Origin of the sequence: Ciceribacter lividus (assembly GCF_003337715.1) — a bacterium.
Taxonomy (GTDB): domain Bacteria; phylum Pseudomonadota; class Alphaproteobacteria; order Rhizobiales; family Rhizobiaceae; genus Allorhizobium; species Allorhizobium lividum.
The window spans coordinates 66,091-82,454 of sequence record NZ_QPIX01000015.1 but is presented as its reverse complement, the minus strand read 5'-3'; the positions used below and the strand labels follow the sequence as shown (position 1 = coordinate 82,454).

The following is a 16,364-nucleotide window of genomic DNA, read 5'->3' as shown; positions in this document are numbered from 1 at the left end:
CACTTTCACTCCGCGGCGGGGACAGCCGGCGCGGACGCGGCCTCGAGTGCGGTGAACTCGCGGTAGAGCCAGTCCCGCCCCTTGCGGATCAGGTCGTGGTCGTCCTTGTTCAGCGGGCTGAAGCCCGGCAGGTAGTATTTCAGCACCAGTGGCGCGCACTTGCGCCAGTAACCCGGCGCGAAGAACAACACCCAGAAAAGGCGCGCCCAGAAGCGCGGTCCGGTCTTGATGCCATCGGCCTTGGCGAAGAGCGTCAGATTGCGCAGCGTGATCACCAGAAACGTCCAGGCCACCGCGTTGAACGCCATGGTGCGCAGCATGTAGCGCTTGAAGCCGGAATATTTCGGCGTCGCGGCCTTGAAGACGTGGAGCGCGACGGCCTTGTGCTCCAGTTCCTCCAGCGCGTGCCACATCCACAGGCGGCGATAGGCCGGCGCGGCGTTCTCGAGGAACTGCGGATTGCGTAGCGTGACGGTCGAGAGCGTCGCCGTCAGGTGCTCGATGGCGCAGGTGACGGCCAGCCGGAAGATGGGGATCTTGTCGCTGCGCAGCGTCTCGCGCACCGGCTCTTCCATCGCCTCGACATCGTAGCCGAGCTTGCCGAGGGCCTGGTTGTATTCCTCATGCTCGCGGGTGTGGAAAGCCTCCTGCACCGCATAGCCGTTGATCTCGGCGGCGAGCTGGCGATCGGCCAGCCTCGGCGCGTAGTATTTCAGCGCCCGGATGAAATAGCGCTCGCCTTCCGGCAGGAAGATCGAAAGCCCGTTGATGAGCGCCGTCTTGTGGAAATCGCCGTCCAGCCAGTGGCGGGTCGGGTTTTCGAGGATGCCGAAGCGGATGTCGCGCGGGATGATATCCTCGTCGTCGTTGGCGGGCGCGACGCCTTTCCAGTGGGCGCCATGCCCATTTGCCTGTGGTTCGGCCATCGTAAAGTTTCCCGTTCTGCTGGAACCCGGGCCGCGTCGTGCGCCGGGACATCGTTCTGCGAGGGACTATACTAAACGCGGGTGCAGTGGCAACCGCGCACCTTTGCCGGAGGCATGTGACCGCCCTGCTGTTCAGGAACAGGGTGGGCCATCGTGTCGGCGGGCACTGACGTCGGGTCGTTTCAAGACTTGATCTTGATCAATGCAGGGCGAGGCCGGCCGCACGATTGTAGCGTCAAAAGGGCTGGAAAGGCAGGAGTCGTCCTGCCGCGACAAGGAGAGAGCTGATGTACAAGAAGATCATCGTACCGGTAGACTGCGCCGCGCTCGACAAGGGCGAGAAGATCCTGCGCAAGGCGGCCTCCCTGCTCGACACCGGCGGTGAAATCGTGCTCCTGACGGTAGTCGAGGACATGCCCGGCTATCTTGCGATCGATCTTCCCGTGGACGTCATCGAAAACGCCATCAAGGACGGCAAGGCCAAGCTCGTCGAGCTCAAGGAGAAGACCGGGATAGCCGCCCGCGTCGAGATCCGCAGCGGTGCCGCCGCCCGCGAAATCCTCGCCGCGGCGAGCGAGCACAAGGCCGATCTCGTCATCATCGGCTCGCATGTGCCGGACTTCTCCAACTACCTGATCGGCGCGACGGCGGACCGGGTGGTCCGCCACTCCAAGTGCTCGGTGCTCGTCGACCGCTGAGACGGAGCAAAGGCAAGGAGCGACCTCATATGGACACCAAGAAATACGAAAACATCCTGCGCCAGCGCCATCTCGAAATCCTCGCGCGGCTCAACAAGATCGATGCCGATCTCAGCGAGCAGAAGAGCCCGGATTTCGAGGACCAGGCCACCCAGGCCGAGAATGACGAAGTGCTCGAGGAATTCGGCCAGGTCGGCGAGACCGAGCTGAAGGCGATCGACGCGGCGCTGAAGCGCATCGAACAGGGCACCTTCGGCATCTGCGTGACCTGCGGCCAGCCGATCTCCGAGGAACGGCTGGATGCCGTGCCGCACACGCCGTTCTGCCAGGACTGCGTGCCCGGCTGAGGCCGGCGCGGAATACCCCTCCCGGACGGGCCTGCCGGCGGGGTTCGGAGACGATGATCATGTCTCCGGACCGCCGCCGGCTTCTTCGTGTCGGGGAAGGACGGCTCAGTGCAGCAGCGCGCCGGCCGTGCCGCCGATGAGCAGCACCAGCGCAAGGAGGATGGTGAGCGCCGCGCCCGGCCCGCGACGTTTCGCGTCGGCGTAGTATTCGGTGGCATAGAGCACCCGTGCGCCCGTCCAGCAGAGGCCGAGAATGCCGGCGACCGGATCGGAGACGTAGACGCCGAAGAGCCAGAGCGCCGGCAGGAACAGCACGAGCTGTTCCACCGTGTTCTGCTGGACGCGGAAGATGCGCTCGAAGGCCTCGTCGCCGGTGATCCGCGGCGCTTCGATGCCGAACTGCCTGCGGGCACGGCCGACCTTGATCATGAACCAGGCATAGGCGACGAGCGCGGAGAAGGTGGCAAGAACCGTGAACCGCATGGCTTCCTTCCTCGGATGGCAGCGCGCCGATCTGATCGCCCACGCAGGTGATCGCGACGCCTGCGGATTTGTAGGCCGAAGCGGCAGGCCGTGCAAGCGCCGCCGGCCGCTTGCCGGGCGTCGCAAATTCGCCCATGATGGCGTCTATCCGGACGGGAGAAGAACGCCGGACGAAGACCTCAGGGGACAAGCTGATCCGATGACCGAACCGTTCCATTTCGGGAGACCGTACGATTTCCACGAGCTGGTGGCCGACGGCATCGTCCATGGTGTCGGCGTGGTGTTCGCGCTCGTCGGGGCGACGGCCCTGATCTTCTATGCGACCGTCTGGACGAGCTATGCCGAGATGGCGGCCGCCTGGATCTACGGCCTCGGCCTGGTCATCGCGCTTGCCGTCTCGTTTACCTACAACATGTGGCCGCATTCGCGCACCAAGTGGATTCTCCGGCGTTTCGACCACTCGGCGATCTTCGTGCTGATCGCCGCCACCTACACGCCCTTCCTGGTCAAGGGCGCGCATGACTGGGCGATCTTCGCGCTGCTGATCGGCATCTGGGCGACCGCCGCCGTCGGCATCACGCTCAAATGCCGCTATCCCGGCCGCTACGACCGGCTGGCGATCCTCCTCTATCTCGCCATGGGCTGGAGCGGCGCGCTGGCGCTCGGCCCGATTTCGCAGACCTTGCCGAGCATCACCGTGCTCCTGATCGTTGTCGGCGGCTGCATCTATTCGGCCGGCGTGATCTTCCACGTCTGGGAACGGCTGCGCTTCCAGAACGCCATCTGGCACGGCTTCGTGGTCACTGCCGCCGCCGTTCACTACTCGGCGGTCGTCACCGCCTTGAGCCTCTGAGAAGGAACGTCAGGCCTTTTTCGGCTTGCGAGCCGCCTTGGAACCTATGCGAAAAGCAGTGGCGGTAACCACCCAGGCGATCAAAGCGCCAAAGGTCAAGCCAAAGACGATGGTGCCGATAAGGATACCGGGATCCGACGCCAATTGACCGAAGAGACTGCCTGTGAGGGCATATGAAAAAGCACCGTGTAGGATTTCTAGCAGGAATTGAGGCACCAATAGTACGGCCGAAATTCGCCAGCACTCGCCCCATTCGGCCATACGATCCTCCTGCTTGCGGAAGTAGGTGCCAGCCCAAACGCCGCTGGCGTATGTGACGGCAAAACTGAGACTGGAGCCGATGTCATCGACGACGTTATAAGCGAGAAGTAGCGCAACCGCGACCATCCCGGCGATTGTTATTGCGAGAGATACAAAGAAATAACGGATAGCGAGCGGCACGATGAAACTGGGCAAAGAGATAACTCCTATCGAAAAGCCTATGATGAAAACAAAAACAACCTAAAGGCGATTCCCAGTCGCGTTCAAGGGCCGAAATCCAGTTGAGTGATCGGTTGGCCTGCTTCCGGCCGGTCACTGCTTTTACCTCCCCTTGGTCAACACCACCGCATAGCGGCAAGGCCGGTCGGTTTCGTTCCTGAAACAGCAGTCGGCCGGTGGCCCGAGCGCCAGGCAGTCGCCCTGGCGAAGCCTGTGCACCGTCTCGCCCTCCACGAAGGTGAGCGCGCCTTCGAGCACCCAGACAAGCTGACGCAGGAAGGTGAAGGCGGCGGCGCCATAGGGTACCTCGGCGCCCGGCGGCAGCTCGACCTCGACGATCTCGAGCGGCATGTCGACGACCGGCGAGACATGGCGGCGGCGATAGCCGGTTGCGGGATCGGTCCAGACCGGCTGTTCGTCGCTGCGAAGGAGGCGCCTTCCACCGGCTTCCGCCCGGGCGACCAGCGTCGAGACGCTGAGCGACAGGGCGCCGGCGAGCCTGCCGAGGAGTGCGGCCGTCGGACTGCTCTCGCCGCGCTCCACCTTGTGGATCATCGCCCGGGAAACACCGGCACGCTCGGCGAGATCGGAGAGCGACCAGCCGCGCGAAAGCCGCTCGACACGAATTCTCTCCCCTAGACAGCGATCCAGATCGTCTGATATGTTTGACATAAATTTACTATAGTGGACAACTCGCCATGAAGCAACCGATCCTGATCCGCAACGCGACCGAGGCCGATCTTGCCGCGATCCGCGACATCTACAACGACGCCGTCGAGCACACGACGGCGATCTGGAACGATCAGCTGATCGATGTCGAGAACCGCCGCGCCTGGCTGGAGCTGCGCCGCGCAAGGGGGTTCCCGGTGCTCGTCGCCGAGGTGGACGGCAAGGTCGCGGGCTATGCCTCCTACGGCGACTGGCGGGCCTTCGACGGCTACCGCCACACGGTCGAGCATTCGGTCTACGTCCACAAGGATGCGCGCGGCGGCGGCATCGGCAAGGCGCTGATGAAGGCGCTGATCGAGCGGGCGCGCGAGGGCAGGGTGCATGTGATGATCGCCGCGATCGAGGCCGGCAACACCGCCTCCATCCGGCTGCACGAGAGCCTCGGTTTCCGCCTTGTCGGCATCCACGAGGAGGTCGGCACCAAGTTTGGCCGCTGGCTCGATCTGGCGATGATGGAGCTGAAGCTCTGAAGGCGGCTCCGCCGCCCGAAACGGCGCCTGTCCTGCCTTTGTCGCTCATCGGCATGGCGATCCTCGACGAGCTCCTCCCCGAACAGAACGTGCGTCCGAAGCTGCCCGGCTGACCCTTTCCCGTTTTTTTATTGACAATTGATGGAAATCAAATCAAATCTACGAAGCTTCGTATATATGGTGACAAATAGATATATGCCTGACGAAGCGGGAGGTTCTTTATGGCTCATGTTGTTGTTCTCGGTGCCGGCCTCGGTGGCACCATCATGGCCTACGAGTTGAGGGACGTGCTGTCACGCGACGATCGCGTCAGCGTCATCAACAAGGGTTCGGTCTATTCTTTCGTACCGTCGAACCCGTGGGTGGCCGTCGGCTGGCGCGAGCGCGAGACGGTCGAGGTCGATCTGGCGCCCGCCTGCAAGCGCCGCGACATCGCGCTCTACCCGCAAGGGGCGAAGCGCCTGCACGCCGCCGAAAACCGCATCGAACTCACCGACGGCACCTCCGTCGACTATGATTATCTGGTGATCGCGACCGGTCCGGAACTCGCATTCGACGAGATCGAGGGCTTCGGCCCCGAGGCTCATACCCAGTCGGTCTGCCACATCGATCACGCACTCGCCGCCAAGGATGCCTTCGACAGACTGGTCGCCAATCCGGGACCGGTGGTGATCGGCGCCGTGCAGGGCGCTTCCTGCTTCGGCCCGGCCTACGAATTCGCCTTCATCCTGGAAAAGGCGCTGCGCGACGCCAAGGTCCGCGACAAGGTGCCGATGACCTTCGTCACCTCCGAGCCCTATATCGGCCATCTCGGCCTCGACGGGGTCGGCGACACCAAGGGTCTGCTCGAAAGCGCGCTGCGCGCCAAGCACATCAAGTGGATCACCAACGCCAAGGTGCAGAAGTTCGAGGACGGCAAGGTCATCGCCGACGAGCTCAACGAGGACGGTTCGGTGAAGACCACCCACGAGGTGCCGTCGGCCTATACGATGATGCTGCCCGCCTTCCGCGGCGTGGAAGCGGTACGCGATATCGAGGGGCTGACCAATCCGCGCGGCTTCATCCTCGTCGACCGGCACCAGCAGAACCAGAAGTTCCAGAACGTCTTCTCGGTCGGCGTCTGCGTTGCCATCCCGCCGATGGGCAAGACCCCGGTTCCGGTCGGCGTGCCGAAGACCGGCTTCATGATCGAGAGCATGGTGACGGCGACGGCGACCAACATCGCCCGGCTCGTCCGCGGCGAGAAGCCGAACGCCGAAGGCACCTGGAATGCCGTCTGCCTCGCCGACTTCGGCGACGGAGGCATCGCCTTCGTGGCACAGCCGCAGATCCCGCCGCGCAACGTCAACTGGTCGTCGCAGGGCAAGTGGGTGCACGCCGCCAAGATCGGCTTCGAGAAGTACTTCCTGCACAAGATCAGGAGCGGCCGCTCCGAGCCCTTCTACGAGAAGCTCGCTTTGCAGGTCCTCGGCATCGACAAGCTCAAGGCCGTGAAGTTCGACAGCGAGTGAGCGGGCGCGGCCGGAAGGCCGCGTTCCGTGGTGCTAACCGCAAATTTCCGTCATGCCGGCTGCGTGGATCGTGGATCCTCGGGTCAAGCCCGAGGATGACCACCCTTCGGTTTGGGACAGGGTGTCCCGTCCGTCGTTTCCATCGGGCGAAACATGTCTTTGGGCAGTCACCCCACCCGGAGCACCGTCATCCTCGGGCCTGACCCGAGGATCCACGCACAAGCCGATGCTCTCTCCGTGCTGGCGACGCGTCAGGAACCTGCGGCGTCGATCTGGAACACCCTCTTCTCCCCGGCGGGGAGAAGTGCCGAGCGAATGCGAGGCGATGAGGGGGAAGCCACTTTTCCCGATTTCACCCCCCTCAACCGGCGCTGCGCGCCAGCTTCTCCCCGGCGGGGAGAAGAGGACCGGATATCGCTCGTCCGGCCGCTCCGGCGGTCGGTGCGGCAAGGCCCGCGTCGAGGCGGACGAAGGTGACGCCCTTTTCCTTCAGCGCATGAATGCCGCGGGCGACCCCTTCGCCGGCCGAACGGCTCGGCTGGTTGACATGCGCGATGATGACGTCGCCGTCCTTCGCCGCCGCGATCCGCTTCTCGGCCATGCCGGCGATGAGGCCTGCGCCCTGGTCGCCGTTCACCGAATAGCCGGCGATGCGGTAGCCCATTTTCTCGATCTCGGCGATGGCGGTCGTGCTGTAGCGGGCGGTCGCACCACGGAACCAGCGCGGCACCGGCGAGCCGGCGGCGACGATCGCGCGTGCCCCGCCCTCGACTTCGGCGGCGACCGCCGCCGGCGAACCCGCCGCCGGAATGCCGTAGACCGCGAGCGGCCGGTCGACGGCCGGCACGTGGTTTTCGCCGTGATCCTCGATCTCGAAGAGGTCCGGCCGGCTCTGCAGCCGCTTCACGACCTCGGGATTGCGCCGCACCCAGCGGGTGGTGACGAAGATCGTCGCCGGAATTTCCTCGCGGAAGAGCTCGCCCAAGATGCGCTCGTCGGCCGCCCCCGAACAGGCATCGAGCGTCAGCGCGATGCGCGGTGCCGCCGGCCCGCCGCGGGCGATCACAAGCTTCGGTTCGACAAGGCCGTCACGCGCCCCGGCGGTTGCCGGGACGACGAGAGAGGCCGCGAGCGTCGCGAAAAGGAAGAAGAGGCGCATGGGAGACCGGCAAACGGAGGGACTGCGATTCCTTCCGCCGCCAAGGCGCCGGAATTGTGGCAAAGGGGGGTAGGTGTGCTGGTGCACCGGCTATCCCGGTGTATCCTCCTCGTTCTCGGAAAGGAGTTCGTCGGGTGCGTAAGCATCCTTCTGCCGGCCGTCCCGGATCGCCACCACCTCGATCACCCCGTCGCGGTATCGCGTCGTCAGGACGAGAGGCGGCATGCTCACCTTGCGCGTCCCTTCGAGCACGCCCTTCTCGGTCATCTCCGGAAAGGAAGACAACAGGCTCTTCTGCCTCTCCAGGCGGTCGATCAGCCTCCTGGCTGCGGCGGGATTGACAGCGGCAAGTTCGGCGATCTTTTTCAGGAACCAGCGTTCGGCGCTCTTCGAAAGGCGAACCGGCGGCATCAGCCGGCCCGGCGACGACGGCGATCCTCGGCTTCTTCGACGAGGCGGCGGGCCTTCGCAATCACCTCATCGAGGTCGACGCTTTCACCGCGATCGAACTCCGCGATGCCCTCGGCATCCTGCAGGATCTCGGCGCCTTCACCGGCGAGATAGTGGGCAAGTGCCGTTTGAAAGACCCAGGCGCGGTCACGATCGAGTGCCGCGGCGATGCGATCAAAGTCGGCGACCAGTTGCCGGGGCAACTGGAGCGAAACCTGCGTCTTTTCGGTCTGCGTCATAGGTGGTCGCCTCTGTGATACGACGTATGACAACATAACCCGGCGGGTCCGAAAATCAAAGTCGCGTGACAGTGTCCGTCACCCATACCTTCTCCCGCTGATTCCGCCTTGATAGGCCGGCGCCCGGTCTCTATCTGTCCCAGAAGCAATTTCCCCACCTCAAGAGAGGCTTCGCCCTTGTCCGTATTCCCGAACCTGCCCACGCCGCCCGCCGCCGAGAAGAAGCCCGTCTCCGATACCCGCCACGGCATCACCCGCACCGACGACTATGCCTGGATGCGCGCCGAAAACTGGCAGGCGATGTTCAAGGACCCTTCGCTGCTCGACAAGGACCTGCGCCGGCATCTCGAGGCCGAGAACGCCTATATGGACGCCGCCATGGCCGACACCAAGGCGCTGCAGGAAAAGCTCTTCGCCGAGATGAAGGGCCGCATCAAGGAGGACGATTCGTCGGTACCGATGAAGGACGGCCCCTTCGCCTACGGCACCGCCTTCGTCACCGGCGGCGAGCAGCCGCGCTATTTCCGCATCCCGCGCGACGGCGACCACAAGGACGAGGCGAGCCGGAAACTGCTGCTCGACGGCGACAAGGAAGCCAGGGGCAAGGACTATTTCCGCCTCGCCGGCCTCGACCACACGAGCGACCACGCCTTCGGTCTCTGGGGCTATGACGACAAGGGCTCGGAATACTTCACGCTCAGGGTGCGCGACCTTGCAACCGGCGAGGATCTTCCCGACGTGATCGAGAACACCGGCGGCGGCGGCGCCTGGGCGCCGGACGGCAAGAGCTTCTTCTACACCCTGCAGGACGACAACCACCGCTCCTCCAAGGTCTTCCACCACATCGTCGGTGAGCCGCAGTCTTCCGACCGGCTGGTCTACGAGGAGACGGACCACGGCTTCTTCATGGGCGTCGGCGGCTCGCTGCTCGACGATTTCATCTATATCGACATCCACGACCACGAGACGAGCGAGTACCGCATTCTCTCGACGAAGGAGCTGACGGCCGAGCCGCTGCTGGTCGCCGCGCGCGAGGAGGGGGTCGAATATTCGCTCGCCGAGGGCGGCGACGTCTTCTACATCCTGACCAACGACGGCGGCGCCAAGGATTTCAAGATCATGGAGGCGCCGGTTGGCGCTCCCTTCAAGGAGAACTGGAAGGAAGTAGTGCCGCATACGCCCGGCCTGCTGATCCTCTCCCACATGGCCTTCGCGCGCCACCTCGTCTGGCTGCAGCGCCGCGACGGCCTGCCGGAAATCATGATCCGCGACCGCAGGACCGGCGAGGAGCACGCGATCGCCTTCGCCGAGGAGGCCTATTCGCTCGGGCTCTCGGGGGCGGCCGAATACGACACCGACGTCATCCGCTTTTCCTATTCCTCGATGACGACGCCCTCCCAGCTCTTCGACTACAACATGGCGACGCGCGAGCGCACGCTCTTGAAGACCCAGGAAGTGCCCTCCGGCCACAACCCGGACGACTACGTGACCCGGCGGGTCTTCGCGCCTGCCCATGACGGCGAGAAGGTGCCGGTGACGCTGCTCTACCGCAAGGACACCAAGCTCGACGGCTCCGCGCCCTGCCTGCTCTACGGCTACGGCGCCTACGGCATCACCATTCCCGCCGGCTTCAACACCAACTGCCTGTCGCTCGCCGACCGCGGCTTCGTCTATGCCATCGCCCATATCCGCGGCGGCAAGGACAAGGGCTTTACCTGGTACGAGGACGGCAAGATGGAGAAGAAGGTCAACACCTTCAAGGACTTCATCACTGCCGCCGACCATCTGGTGAAGGAGGGCTTCACCGCTTACGACAAGATCATCGCCGAAGGCGGATCGGCCGGCGGCATGCTGATGGGGGCGGTCGCCAACATGGCGCCGGAGAAATTCGCCGGCATCATCGCCGCCGTGCCCTTCGTCGACGTCTTGAACACCATGCTCGACGACACCCTGCCGCTCACGCCCCCGGAATGGCCGGAATGGGGCAACCCGATCGAATCGGAAGAGGAATATCGCTGGATCGCCGCCTACAGCCCCTACGACAATGTCGGCGCGAAGTCCTATCCGCCGATCCTCGCGCTCTCCGGCCTCACCGACCCGCGCGTGACCTACTGGGAGCCGACCAAATGGGTGGCGAAGCTGCGCGAGAGGGCGCCCGAGGCCGGCCCCTATCTCCTCAAGACCAACATGGCCGCCGGCCACGGCGGCAAGTCCGGCCGCTTCCAGCGCCTCGAGGAAATCGCCTTCGAATATGCGTTTGCGGTGAAGGTGGCGGGGAAGATGTGAGGGCGTGCGCCCCGGGCGCGGAGCCTGCAGAAGCCGAGGCCGCCGCCCGACGTTTCTAGTCCGACGTCGGCACCGTCTTCAGCGGGAAGTTGTCGACGGCGGCGCCTCCTGGAATTGCATGGGCCGCGTCGCCGATGCCGTCTTCGTTCCGGTCGATGAAACCTTCCCGCTCCTCATCGAAATCGTCGTAGTGGTTCCCCTCCTTGCCGTCGTCCCAGCGATTGGGGGCGAGCATGTTTCCCATGCTCTCGAGCAGCGCCGGCGGCATCGCCTCGGCGCCCGGTGGCGTCCACGGCTTGCCGGAGAGGTCGAAGGCGTTGATCCGGTTGTCCACCAGATCATTGTGGTGAAGGATGTTCTGTGCCGAAACCGGGAAGGCGCCGGCCATGCCCGGAACATTGGCCGCCTTGCCCATGAGCGGCGCCATGTCGTCGAGGCGGATACCGTAGTCGGCGCTTCCGCGCACAGAATTGCCCGCAATCTCGTTGGTGTTGGCGTCGTAGATGCCGATCCCCGTCGCGCTGCCGGTCACGGCATTGTCGAGAACACGGTTCGCGAAACTGCCCGAGATGATCAGGATGCCGTGTTTCTGGTTGCCGGAAACGACGTTCTCCCGAACGAGATTGCCGTTCGGCCCGCAGTTGATGAGGATGCCGGCATCGGATGTCTGGCGGCCGTTCGCTTCGACCCGGTTGCCGTCGATTTCGTTGCGAACGGCGCCCGAGTTGAGCGCAATGCCGAACTTCTTGTTGGCCCGCACGCTGTTGTCGAAGATGCGGTTTTCGGCGGCCTCTAGCATGCTCTGGTCGGCGTGGATCGCCTCGAGCCAGATGCCGGCACGGCCGTTGCCGCTCAGCGTATTGCGCGTGACGCCCGTTGCCGATGCGCCGAGAAGCGCAACGCCGTCGTTCCGGTTTCCGCTCGCCTCGCTGTCGGAAATGTCGTTCTCACGGCCGCCGGACACGACGATGCCCCGATGGTTTTCCGTCGCACGGATATGGCTGAGCGTATTGCCGTCGCCGAGAACGAGAAGTCCGGCGTCCGTTCCTGACGACCCCGCGTTGCGCACCTCGAAGCCGCTGAGCTCGATTCCCGAGCCGGCGAGGATGATCGCCGAGCCGTTCTTTCCCGCATCGACCACGACCGCGCCTTCACCCCGAAGCGTCAGCGGCTTGTCGACCCGCACATGCTCCCGGTACACCCCGGCCCGCACGACGACCGTCGTTCCGCCGGCCGCGCGGTCGACCGCCGCCTGGATCGATGTGAAGTCCGCATCGGCGCGTCCGACGGTGACGGTCGTCTCCGCCGCGCATGCAAAACCTGCCGGCCAGATCAGCAGGGCGAGAAAGCCTAGCACTTCGAACCGCATTCTCCGCATGGGAACCTCGTTTTTTAGCAGATAAGCATATGTTAGGCGCCGAACCGTTGCGCCAGATCAAGAATGCCGCGACAATCGGGCAGCGCGCGGAAGGGCGCGCGTTGCTGCGGGCTCGAAGAGATTGCCTTTGCGGTGAAGGTTGCGGGCAAGATGTGAGGGGATTCATCCTGTAATCTGTAGTTCACAGAAAGATTGATGTCAGTCACTTTGTGAACTACAGTTCACATACGATCGAGATCCGGCAGCATCCCGATTTCGCCGGCTGGCTTCGCAAGCTGAAGGACCGGCAGGCCCAGACACGCATCGCGATCCGTCTGGTGCGGCTTCAGTCCGGCCTGATGGGCGGCGTGAAGTATTTCGGCGGCATCGGCGAGGTGCGGATCGATTACGGCCCCGGCTATCGGCTCTATTTCGTGAAACGCGGCGAGGCGCTCATCATCCTGTTGTGCGGCGGCGACAAGGCGAGCCAGGACAGTGACGTCCGCCGCGCAATGGACCTGGCAAAGGACGTGTGACATGGCGACGGAAACCATCCCCTTCGATGCGTCGGAATTCTTTGCCGATGCGGAAGCCCAGGCGGCGCTGCTGACGGATGCGTTCGAAAGCGGTAATGCGGCCTATATCGCCAATGCCCTCGGGATCATCGCCAAGGCCAAGGGCATGACGCGTGTCGCCCGGGAGGCGGGGGTGACCCGTGAGGCCCTCTACAAGGCGCTGAGCGAGCGCGGCGATCCCAAATTCTCCACCATTCTCGGCGTCGCCAGGGCGCTCGGCCTGAAACTCACCGTGACGCCGGCCTCCGGGCCGGCGGAATAGGGTGGCGCCCATGCCCGCCTATGTCGCCCTGATCCGCGCCGTCAATGTCGGCGGCACCGGGAAACTGCCGATGGCGGAGTTGAAGGCGCTCGCCGAAGGCCTCGGCTTCGCCGAGGTCTCCACCTATATCCAGTCCGGCAACCTGATCTTCCGCGACGGCGGCGATCCGGCGGTGATCGCCGCGCGGCTCGACGCGGCGCTCGGCATTCGTCTCGGCAAGGCCCCCGGCGTCTTCGTCCGTACACCGGCGGAGCTCAGGGCCGTCCTCGACGGCAATCCCTTCGGGGCAATGGCGCCGGAGCGCGTGCTCGTCAGCTTCTTCGGTGAGGCGCCCGGCGACGACGCCCTGCACGGTTTCCTCGCCCCCGACGGCGAGGAGGCGGTGGTGCGCGGCCGGGAAATCTACGTGCACTACCCGATCGGCTCCGGCCGCTCGAAGATCAGGCTCCCGGCGCTGAAGGCCGGCACCTCCCGCAACATCAACACCGTCGCCCGGCTGGCTGAACTCGCTGGTGGGATCGAGGAGGGGTGAGCGCCGCTCGTCAGAACTCTTCGGTCGCGAACGGTGCCGCCTCGTCGAGGTCGTTCCCAAAAAAGTTGATCCGCCTGAATTTACCGTGAACACGACCTTTTTCGCGGAACGTTTCGATCGCGTAGTCCGCTCCTCCCGTTCTATGGGTGGAAAACGGAATTCCAAGATCGCGGAGCCGCTCGTACATCGCGTAGACGGGCGTCTCGTCCCGCGGCTGATAGACGTACAGCCCCGTGTAGCCATGGTCGGCCCCGAAGCCGAGGTCGACGAGAGCGCGTACATCCTTTTCCTCCGTGGCGCGGACTCCGATGAACTCCGAAGAGGCGATCGTCACTCTCGCGGGCCTCGTCATGACGGTTACTCCGCGCGCGGTACGGGGTAGTTCTGAAGGTAGTGGACGTCCTCGACAGCGCAGTCCGGGTAGACCCACTTGCTCCAGTTCTCCAACAGCCACGCGGTTGAAAGCATGACCGTTCCCTCGAGCATGCACTCCGGAGGCAAGGAAACGACGACATGGCCGGCGCTATAGCCGGTCGCGACGACGAGGACGAGTGGATTGGCCCACGCCTCGTCCAGTACCAGCATGAAGTCGACCGACTCTTCGTAGGGATGACGGCCTTTCAATCGGAAAACGGTCCCCCGTGGTAGTGCGGGTGCCTTGCAGTCGACAAGCCGTTCCATCTTCATCACCTATTGTTTCCTTGAGCCGGCTGCAGGAGTTCGCTTCGCATAATTCGCCCTACAGCAGTAAGGCGGTGTCGGTCAATTTCGTCAATCTCCAGTAGCGGGAACACGTGAACGCTTCCCCTCCCAGCCTGACCGCCCGTCTTGCATCATCCAGCATCAAGAGACAGCCGAGGGGAGGGCCGGGCATGTCGACGCTCATTCCGCTTCTGGCGCCGTTTGATGTCGATCAACGACGGCGACGGGCCGATCGCCGAGTCTCATCGTGCCTTCTGCCGCAGGGGGTGATTCGAAGGGGCGGGGCCAGCTCGTCCTTTGCGACATCTTCGACGGCGCCTCGCCACGCGCACCATAGGCCGCTTCACGGGCGGCGCCGCTAGCTGATTTGCCCCCGGCTGGCAATGGCGCCGTGCGGTCCGACGCAAGTTTCGCGCAAGCTTCAAAAGTTAACAAAAGGTTAACGACTGAAGAAGTGAGCGTGAAATGCGGATCGAAAGTGGCCTCGGCGGCTATTCTTATCAGAACCGGTATGTGCGCACCGTTGCCGAGACGGAGGAGCTTGCTGCCGAGACGACGGCTGCCGCAAGTCCGCGCCGCGCCGGCGGGCCCGCTTTCAGCAGCACTTTCGTCTCCGCCTCGCTCGCCACCGCACTCTGGAGCCTGGACGGCGGCCGCCGCTCCGGCACCGCGACGACCCTTGCCGCGTCACCCGTCGACGGCAGCGAGGCCGAACGCTCGCAGCTCGAACAGGTCGAGGCGCTTTACCGCGAATTCGGTCCCGTCGAGGACATGGAAGACTGAGCGGCGGCCAAACTCTCTCTTTTCTCCGTCAATGCACGTGATCGTGGCGATGGCCGTGGCCTTCATGCCCTGACGCGGCGTGATCGTGGCCCGTGCCGCAGGCGCCGCAGCCCTGATCGGCCACCTCGGCCAGCGCCGCCGCCCCGCCGCGGCGCCATTCCTGCCAGGATTGGCTGAGGATCTGTACCGACGAATTGAGGAAGAGGCCTGCCATCACGGCGGCGACGGCGAGGTCCGGCCAGGCGGTCGCGGTGCCCCAGACGCCGAGGGCGGCGATCATTACGATGACGTTGCCGATCGCATCGTTGCGCGAGCAGAGCCAGACGGAGCGCACATTGGCGTCGCCGTCCTTGTAGCGCATCAGGAGCAGCACGCTGGTGACGTTGGCGGCGAGCGCCAGGAAGCCGATCAGCCCCATCACCGGCGCTTCGGGCATGCCGTCGTAGAAAACCCGCCAGAGCGTGGTGGCGAAGACGAAGAGCCCCATCAGGAAGAGGCTCGCGCCCTTGCCGGCGGCCGCAAGGCTGCGCACGCCGAGCGGCGCGCCGATGACGGCGAGCGAGATGCCGTAGGTGACGGCATCGGCGAAGAAATCGAGCGCGTCGGCCTGCAGCGCCTGCGAGCGTGCCATCTGGCCGGCGGCCATCTCCACGACGAACATGCCGGCATTGATGGCAATCACCGCCCAGAGCCGGCGCTTGTATTCGGCGGAGACGCCCTCGAAGGTTCCGTGGCTGTGGCCGCAGCTCGCACTCATCGCTCTTCCTTCCCTCTTGATCCTGCAAGGCTTGACCCTACCTAGTCTCTCTAGCGACTAGAGGTTCAAGAGGGGCAGGCGAAAAAATGCTGTCGATCGGCGACATGGCGAAGCGGACCGGGGTGAAGGTCCCGACGATCCGCTACTACGAGCAGATGGGGCTGATTTCCGCCGCCGACAGGACCGGCGGCAACCAGCGGCGCTACGAGACGAGCGATCTCGAGCGGCTTGCCTTCATCCGCCACGCGCGCGACCTCGGCTTTCCGATCGAGGCGATCCGCGAGCTTCTGGCGCTGAGCGGCCATCCGGAACGGCCCTGCGAGCGCGCCGACGAGATCGCCCGCGAACAGCTCGCCGAGGTGCGCGAGAAGATCGCGCGGCTGCGCAAGCTCGAGCAGGAACTCTCCCGCATCGCCGCCTGCTGCGATGGCCACAGCGTCGGGGATTGCCACGTCATCCGCGCCCTTTCCGACCACGGCCTCTGCGAGGGCGAGCACTGAGGGGGTTTTGTCCCGTCCTCCGTCATGCCGGGCTCGACCCGGCATCCAGCCGCGCGATGTCCATCGCGCGGGGAGACCTCTTTGTCTGCATGGAGGTGAGTCCTATCGGCTCGCCGACGCTCGCCGGCTGGATGCCGGATCAGGTCCGGCATGACGGAAGCTGCACGGTCGCTTCTTCCTCTCCCCCACCGAGGGGGAGATCGACCCGTGGCCGGCATCCCGTGCACGGCGGATCTTCGAGCGCGAGGAGAGCGACGCGCGGGGT

At 64.7% G+C, this 16,364-nt stretch carries 22 protein-coding genes; 11 read left to right on the top strand and 11 right to left on the bottom strand.

Annotation, left to right across the window (positions count from 1 at the left end; translation table 11 throughout):
- Positions 1-5: 5 nt before the first annotated feature.
- Entirely contained in the window at positions 6-926 is a 921-nt protein-coding gene (locus tag DFR48_RS20530; RefSeq protein ID WP_114365077.1) for a metal-dependent hydrolase, read from the bottom strand.
- Between the two features lie 287 nt (positions 927-1,213).
- On the opposite strand from DFR48_RS20530, the gene DFR48_RS20525 reads away from it, so the two are divergent.
- Complete coding sequence (locus tag DFR48_RS20525) at positions 1,214-1,624, top strand: universal stress protein (RefSeq protein WP_114365076.1); 411 nt, start codon at positions 1,214-1,216, stop codon at positions 1,622-1,624.
- A gap of 29 nt (positions 1,625-1,653) precedes the next feature.
- Complete coding sequence (locus tag DFR48_RS20520) at positions 1,654-1,971, top strand: TraR/DksA family transcriptional regulator (protein ID WP_114365075.1); 318 nt, start codon at positions 1,654-1,656, stop codon at positions 1,969-1,971.
- A 105-nt stretch (positions 1,972-2,076) separates the two neighbouring features.
- Here DFR48_RS20520 and DFR48_RS20515 read toward each other — a convergent pair whose 3' ends face one another.
- Positions 2,077-2,454: an MAPEG family protein gene (locus tag DFR48_RS20515; RefSeq protein ID WP_114365074.1), complete on the bottom strand. Its 378-nt coding sequence runs from the start codon at positions 2,452-2,454 to the stop codon at positions 2,077-2,079.
- 199 nt (positions 2,455-2,653) lie between these two features.
- Here DFR48_RS20515 and trhA point away from each other — a divergent pair, with 199 nt between their 5' ends.
- The gene (gene trhA / locus DFR48_RS20510) at positions 2,654-3,307 is read left to right on the top strand and encodes a PAQR family membrane homeostasis protein TrhA (RefSeq protein WP_114365104.1); all 654 of its coding nucleotides are present in this window, start codon (positions 2,654-2,656) and stop codon (positions 3,305-3,307) included.
- A 9-nt stretch (positions 3,308-3,316) separates the two neighbouring features.
- On the opposite strand, the gene DFR48_RS20505 is transcribed toward trhA, so the two are convergent.
- Positions 3,317-3,763, bottom strand: a complete 447-nt coding sequence (locus tag DFR48_RS20505) for an ABZJ_00895 family protein (protein ID WP_114365073.1) — start codon at positions 3,761-3,763, stop codon at positions 3,317-3,319.
- A 126-nt stretch (positions 3,764-3,889) separates the two neighbouring features.
- On the bottom strand, positions 3,890-4,459 hold the full coding sequence (locus tag DFR48_RS20500) for a helix-turn-helix domain-containing protein (protein WP_114365072.1): 570 nt from the start codon (positions 4,457-4,459) through the stop codon (positions 3,890-3,892).
- 26 nt (positions 4,460-4,485) lie between these two features.
- Between DFR48_RS20500 and DFR48_RS20495 the strand changes: the two genes are divergently transcribed.
- Positions 4,486-4,986: a GNAT family N-acetyltransferase gene (locus DFR48_RS20495; RefSeq protein WP_114365071.1), complete on the top strand. Its 501-nt coding sequence runs from the start codon at positions 4,486-4,488 to the stop codon at positions 4,984-4,986.
- A gap of 221 nt (positions 4,987-5,207) precedes the next feature.
- Positions 5,208-6,497 (top strand): NAD(P)/FAD-dependent oxidoreductase, encoded by a 1,290-nt coding sequence (locus tag DFR48_RS20490; RefSeq protein WP_114365070.1) that lies wholly within the window; start codon positions 5,208-5,210, stop codon positions 6,495-6,497.
- Positions 6,498-6,858: 361 nt separating this feature from the next.
- Here the strand turns inward: DFR48_RS20490 and DFR48_RS20485 are convergent, their stop codons facing one another.
- The 3 genes from DFR48_RS20485 to DFR48_RS20475 form a co-directional block, all read right to left on the bottom strand.
- Entirely contained in the window at positions 6,859-7,656 is a 798-nt protein-coding gene (locus DFR48_RS20485; protein WP_114365069.1) for a polysaccharide deacetylase family protein, read from the bottom strand.
- 90 nt (positions 7,657-7,746) lie between these two features.
- Positions 7,747-8,067 carry a type II toxin-antitoxin system RelE/ParE family toxin gene (locus DFR48_RS20480; RefSeq protein WP_114365068.1) on the bottom strand — a complete coding sequence of 107 codons (321 nt, stop codon included), beginning with the start codon at positions 8,065-8,067 and terminating at the stop codon, positions 7,747-7,749.
- Positions 8,067-8,345, bottom strand: coding sequence for a CopG family ribbon-helix-helix protein (locus DFR48_RS20475; protein WP_114365067.1), 279 nt, complete (start codon positions 8,343-8,345; stop codon positions 8,067-8,069). Before DFR48_RS20475 ends, DFR48_RS20480 begins: the two co-directional genes overlap by 1 nt.
- A 177-nt stretch (positions 8,346-8,522) precedes the next feature.
- Between DFR48_RS20475 and DFR48_RS20470 the strand changes: the two genes are divergently transcribed.
- Positions 8,523-10,631, top strand: a complete 2,109-nt coding sequence (locus DFR48_RS20470) for a S9 family peptidase (RefSeq protein ID WP_114365066.1) — start codon at positions 8,523-8,525, stop codon at positions 10,629-10,631.
- Positions 10,632-10,686: 55 nt separating this feature from the next.
- On the opposite strand, the gene DFR48_RS20465 is transcribed toward DFR48_RS20470, so the two are convergent.
- Entirely contained in the window at positions 10,687-12,009 is a 1,323-nt protein-coding gene (locus DFR48_RS20465; RefSeq protein ID WP_114365065.1) for a right-handed parallel beta-helix repeat-containing protein, read from the bottom strand.
- A gap of 209 nt (positions 12,010-12,218) precedes the next feature.
- Between DFR48_RS20465 and DFR48_RS20460 the strand changes: the two genes are divergently transcribed.
- The 3 genes from DFR48_RS20460 to DFR48_RS20450 are packed head-to-tail and all read left to right on the top strand — an operon-like array spanning position 12,219 to position 13,357.
- Positions 12,219-12,524, top strand: a complete 306-nt coding sequence (locus tag DFR48_RS20460; RefSeq protein ID WP_245415678.1) for a type II toxin-antitoxin system RelE/ParE family toxin — start codon at positions 12,219-12,221, stop codon at positions 12,522-12,524.
- Between the two features lies 1 nt (position 12,525).
- Positions 12,526-12,825 carry an addiction module antidote protein gene (locus tag DFR48_RS20455; RefSeq protein WP_114365064.1) on the top strand — a complete coding sequence of 100 codons (300 nt, stop codon included), beginning with the start codon at positions 12,526-12,528 and terminating at the stop codon, positions 12,823-12,825.
- A gap of 10 nt (positions 12,826-12,835) precedes the next feature.
- Positions 12,836-13,357 carry a DUF1697 domain-containing protein gene (locus DFR48_RS20450; RefSeq protein ID WP_114365063.1) on the top strand — a complete coding sequence of 174 codons (522 nt, stop codon included), beginning with the start codon at positions 12,836-12,838 and terminating at the stop codon, positions 13,355-13,357.
- Positions 13,358-13,367: 10 nt separating this feature from the next.
- Here DFR48_RS20450 and DFR48_RS20445 read toward each other — a convergent pair whose 3' ends face one another.
- Both DFR48_RS20445 and imm45 read right to left on the bottom strand, forming a co-directional pair.
- Positions 13,368-13,709, bottom strand: coding sequence for a hypothetical protein (locus tag DFR48_RS20445; RefSeq protein WP_114365062.1), 342 nt, complete (start codon positions 13,707-13,709; stop codon positions 13,368-13,370).
- 5 nt (positions 13,710-13,714) lie between these two features.
- Complete coding sequence (imm45, locus tag DFR48_RS20440) at positions 13,715-14,044, bottom strand: Imm45 family immunity protein (RefSeq protein ID WP_210206024.1); 330 nt, start codon at positions 14,042-14,044, stop codon at positions 13,715-13,717.
- Positions 14,045-14,524: 480 nt separating this feature from the next.
- Here imm45 and DFR48_RS20435 point away from each other — a divergent pair, with 480 nt between their 5' ends.
- Positions 14,525-14,842 (top strand): hypothetical protein, encoded by a 318-nt coding sequence (locus DFR48_RS20435; protein WP_114365061.1) that lies wholly within the window; start codon positions 14,525-14,527, stop codon positions 14,840-14,842.
- Between the two features lie 28 nt (positions 14,843-14,870).
- Here DFR48_RS20435 and DFR48_RS20430 read toward each other — a convergent pair whose 3' ends face one another.
- Positions 14,871-15,599, bottom strand: coding sequence for a cation efflux transmembrane domain-containing protein (locus DFR48_RS20430; protein ID WP_114365060.1), 729 nt, complete (start codon positions 15,597-15,599; stop codon positions 14,871-14,873).
- Positions 15,600-15,685: 86 nt separating this feature from the next.
- Between DFR48_RS20430 and DFR48_RS20425 the strand changes: the two genes are divergently transcribed.
- Positions 15,686-16,099 carry a MerR family transcriptional regulator gene (locus DFR48_RS20425; protein WP_114365059.1) on the top strand — a complete coding sequence of 138 codons (414 nt, stop codon included), beginning with the start codon at positions 15,686-15,688 and terminating at the stop codon, positions 16,097-16,099.
- The last annotated feature ends 265 nt before the right edge of the window (positions 16,100-16,364 follow it).

Excerpts from the sequence above, each read along its gene's own strand:
- DFR48_RS20530 (WP_114365077.1), bottom strand. The coding sequence starts at position 926 with ATGGCCGAACCACAGGCAAATGGGCATGGCGCCCACTGGAAAGGCGTC.
- DFR48_RS20525 (WP_114365076.1), top strand. The coding sequence starts at position 1,214 with ATGTACAAGAAGATCATCGTACCGGTAGACTGCGCCGCGCTCGACAAG.
- DFR48_RS20520 (WP_114365075.1), top strand. The coding sequence starts at position 1,654 with ATGGACACCAAGAAATACGAAAACATCCTGCGCCAGCGCCATCTCGAA.
- DFR48_RS20515 (WP_114365074.1), bottom strand. The coding sequence starts at position 2,454 with ATGCGGTTCACGGTTCTTGCCACCTTCTCCGCGCTCGTCGCCTATGCC.
- trhA (WP_114365104.1), top strand. The coding sequence starts at position 2,654 with ATGACCGAACCGTTCCATTTCGGGAGACCGTACGATTTCCACGAGCTG.
- DFR48_RS20500 (WP_114365072.1), bottom strand. The coding sequence starts at position 4,459 with ATGTCAAACATATCAGACGATCTGGATCGCTGTCTAGGGGAGAGAATT.
- DFR48_RS20495 (WP_114365071.1), top strand. The coding sequence starts at position 4,486 with ATGAAGCAACCGATCCTGATCCGCAACGCGACCGAGGCCGATCTTGCC.
- DFR48_RS20490 (WP_114365070.1), top strand. The coding sequence starts at position 5,208 with ATGGCTCATGTTGTTGTTCTCGGTGCCGGCCTCGGTGGCACCATCATG.
- DFR48_RS20485 (WP_114365069.1), bottom strand. The coding sequence starts at position 7,656 with ATGCGCCTCTTCTTCCTTTTCGCGACGCTCGCGGCCTCTCTCGTCGTC.
- DFR48_RS20480 (WP_114365068.1), bottom strand. The coding sequence starts at position 8,067 with ATGCCGCCGGTTCGCCTTTCGAAGAGCGCCGAACGCTGGTTCCTGAAA.
- DFR48_RS20475 (WP_114365067.1), bottom strand. The coding sequence starts at position 8,345 with ATGACGCAGACCGAAAAGACGCAGGTTTCGCTCCAGTTGCCCCGGCAA.
- DFR48_RS20465 (WP_114365065.1), bottom strand. The coding sequence starts at position 12,009 with ATGCGGAGAATGCGGTTCGAAGTGCTAGGCTTTCTCGCCCTGCTGATC.
- DFR48_RS20455 (WP_114365064.1), top strand. The coding sequence starts at position 12,526 with ATGGCGACGGAAACCATCCCCTTCGATGCGTCGGAATTCTTTGCCGAT.
- DFR48_RS20450 (WP_114365063.1), top strand. The coding sequence starts at position 12,836 with ATGCCCGCCTATGTCGCCCTGATCCGCGCCGTCAATGTCGGCGGCACC.
- DFR48_RS20445 (WP_114365062.1), bottom strand. The coding sequence starts at position 13,709 with ATGACGAGGCCCGCGAGAGTGACGATCGCCTCTTCGGAGTTCATCGGA.
- imm45 (WP_210206024.1), bottom strand. The coding sequence starts at position 14,044 with ATGAAGATGGAACGGCTTGTCGACTGCAAGGCACCCGCACTACCACGG.
- DFR48_RS20435 (WP_114365061.1), top strand. The coding sequence starts at position 14,525 with ATGCGGATCGAAAGTGGCCTCGGCGGCTATTCTTATCAGAACCGGTAT.
- DFR48_RS20430 (WP_114365060.1), bottom strand. The coding sequence starts at position 15,599 with ATGAGTGCGAGCTGCGGCCACAGCCACGGAACCTTCGAGGGCGTCTCC.
- DFR48_RS20425 (WP_114365059.1), top strand. The coding sequence starts at position 15,686 with ATGCTGTCGATCGGCGACATGGCGAAGCGGACCGGGGTGAAGGTCCCG.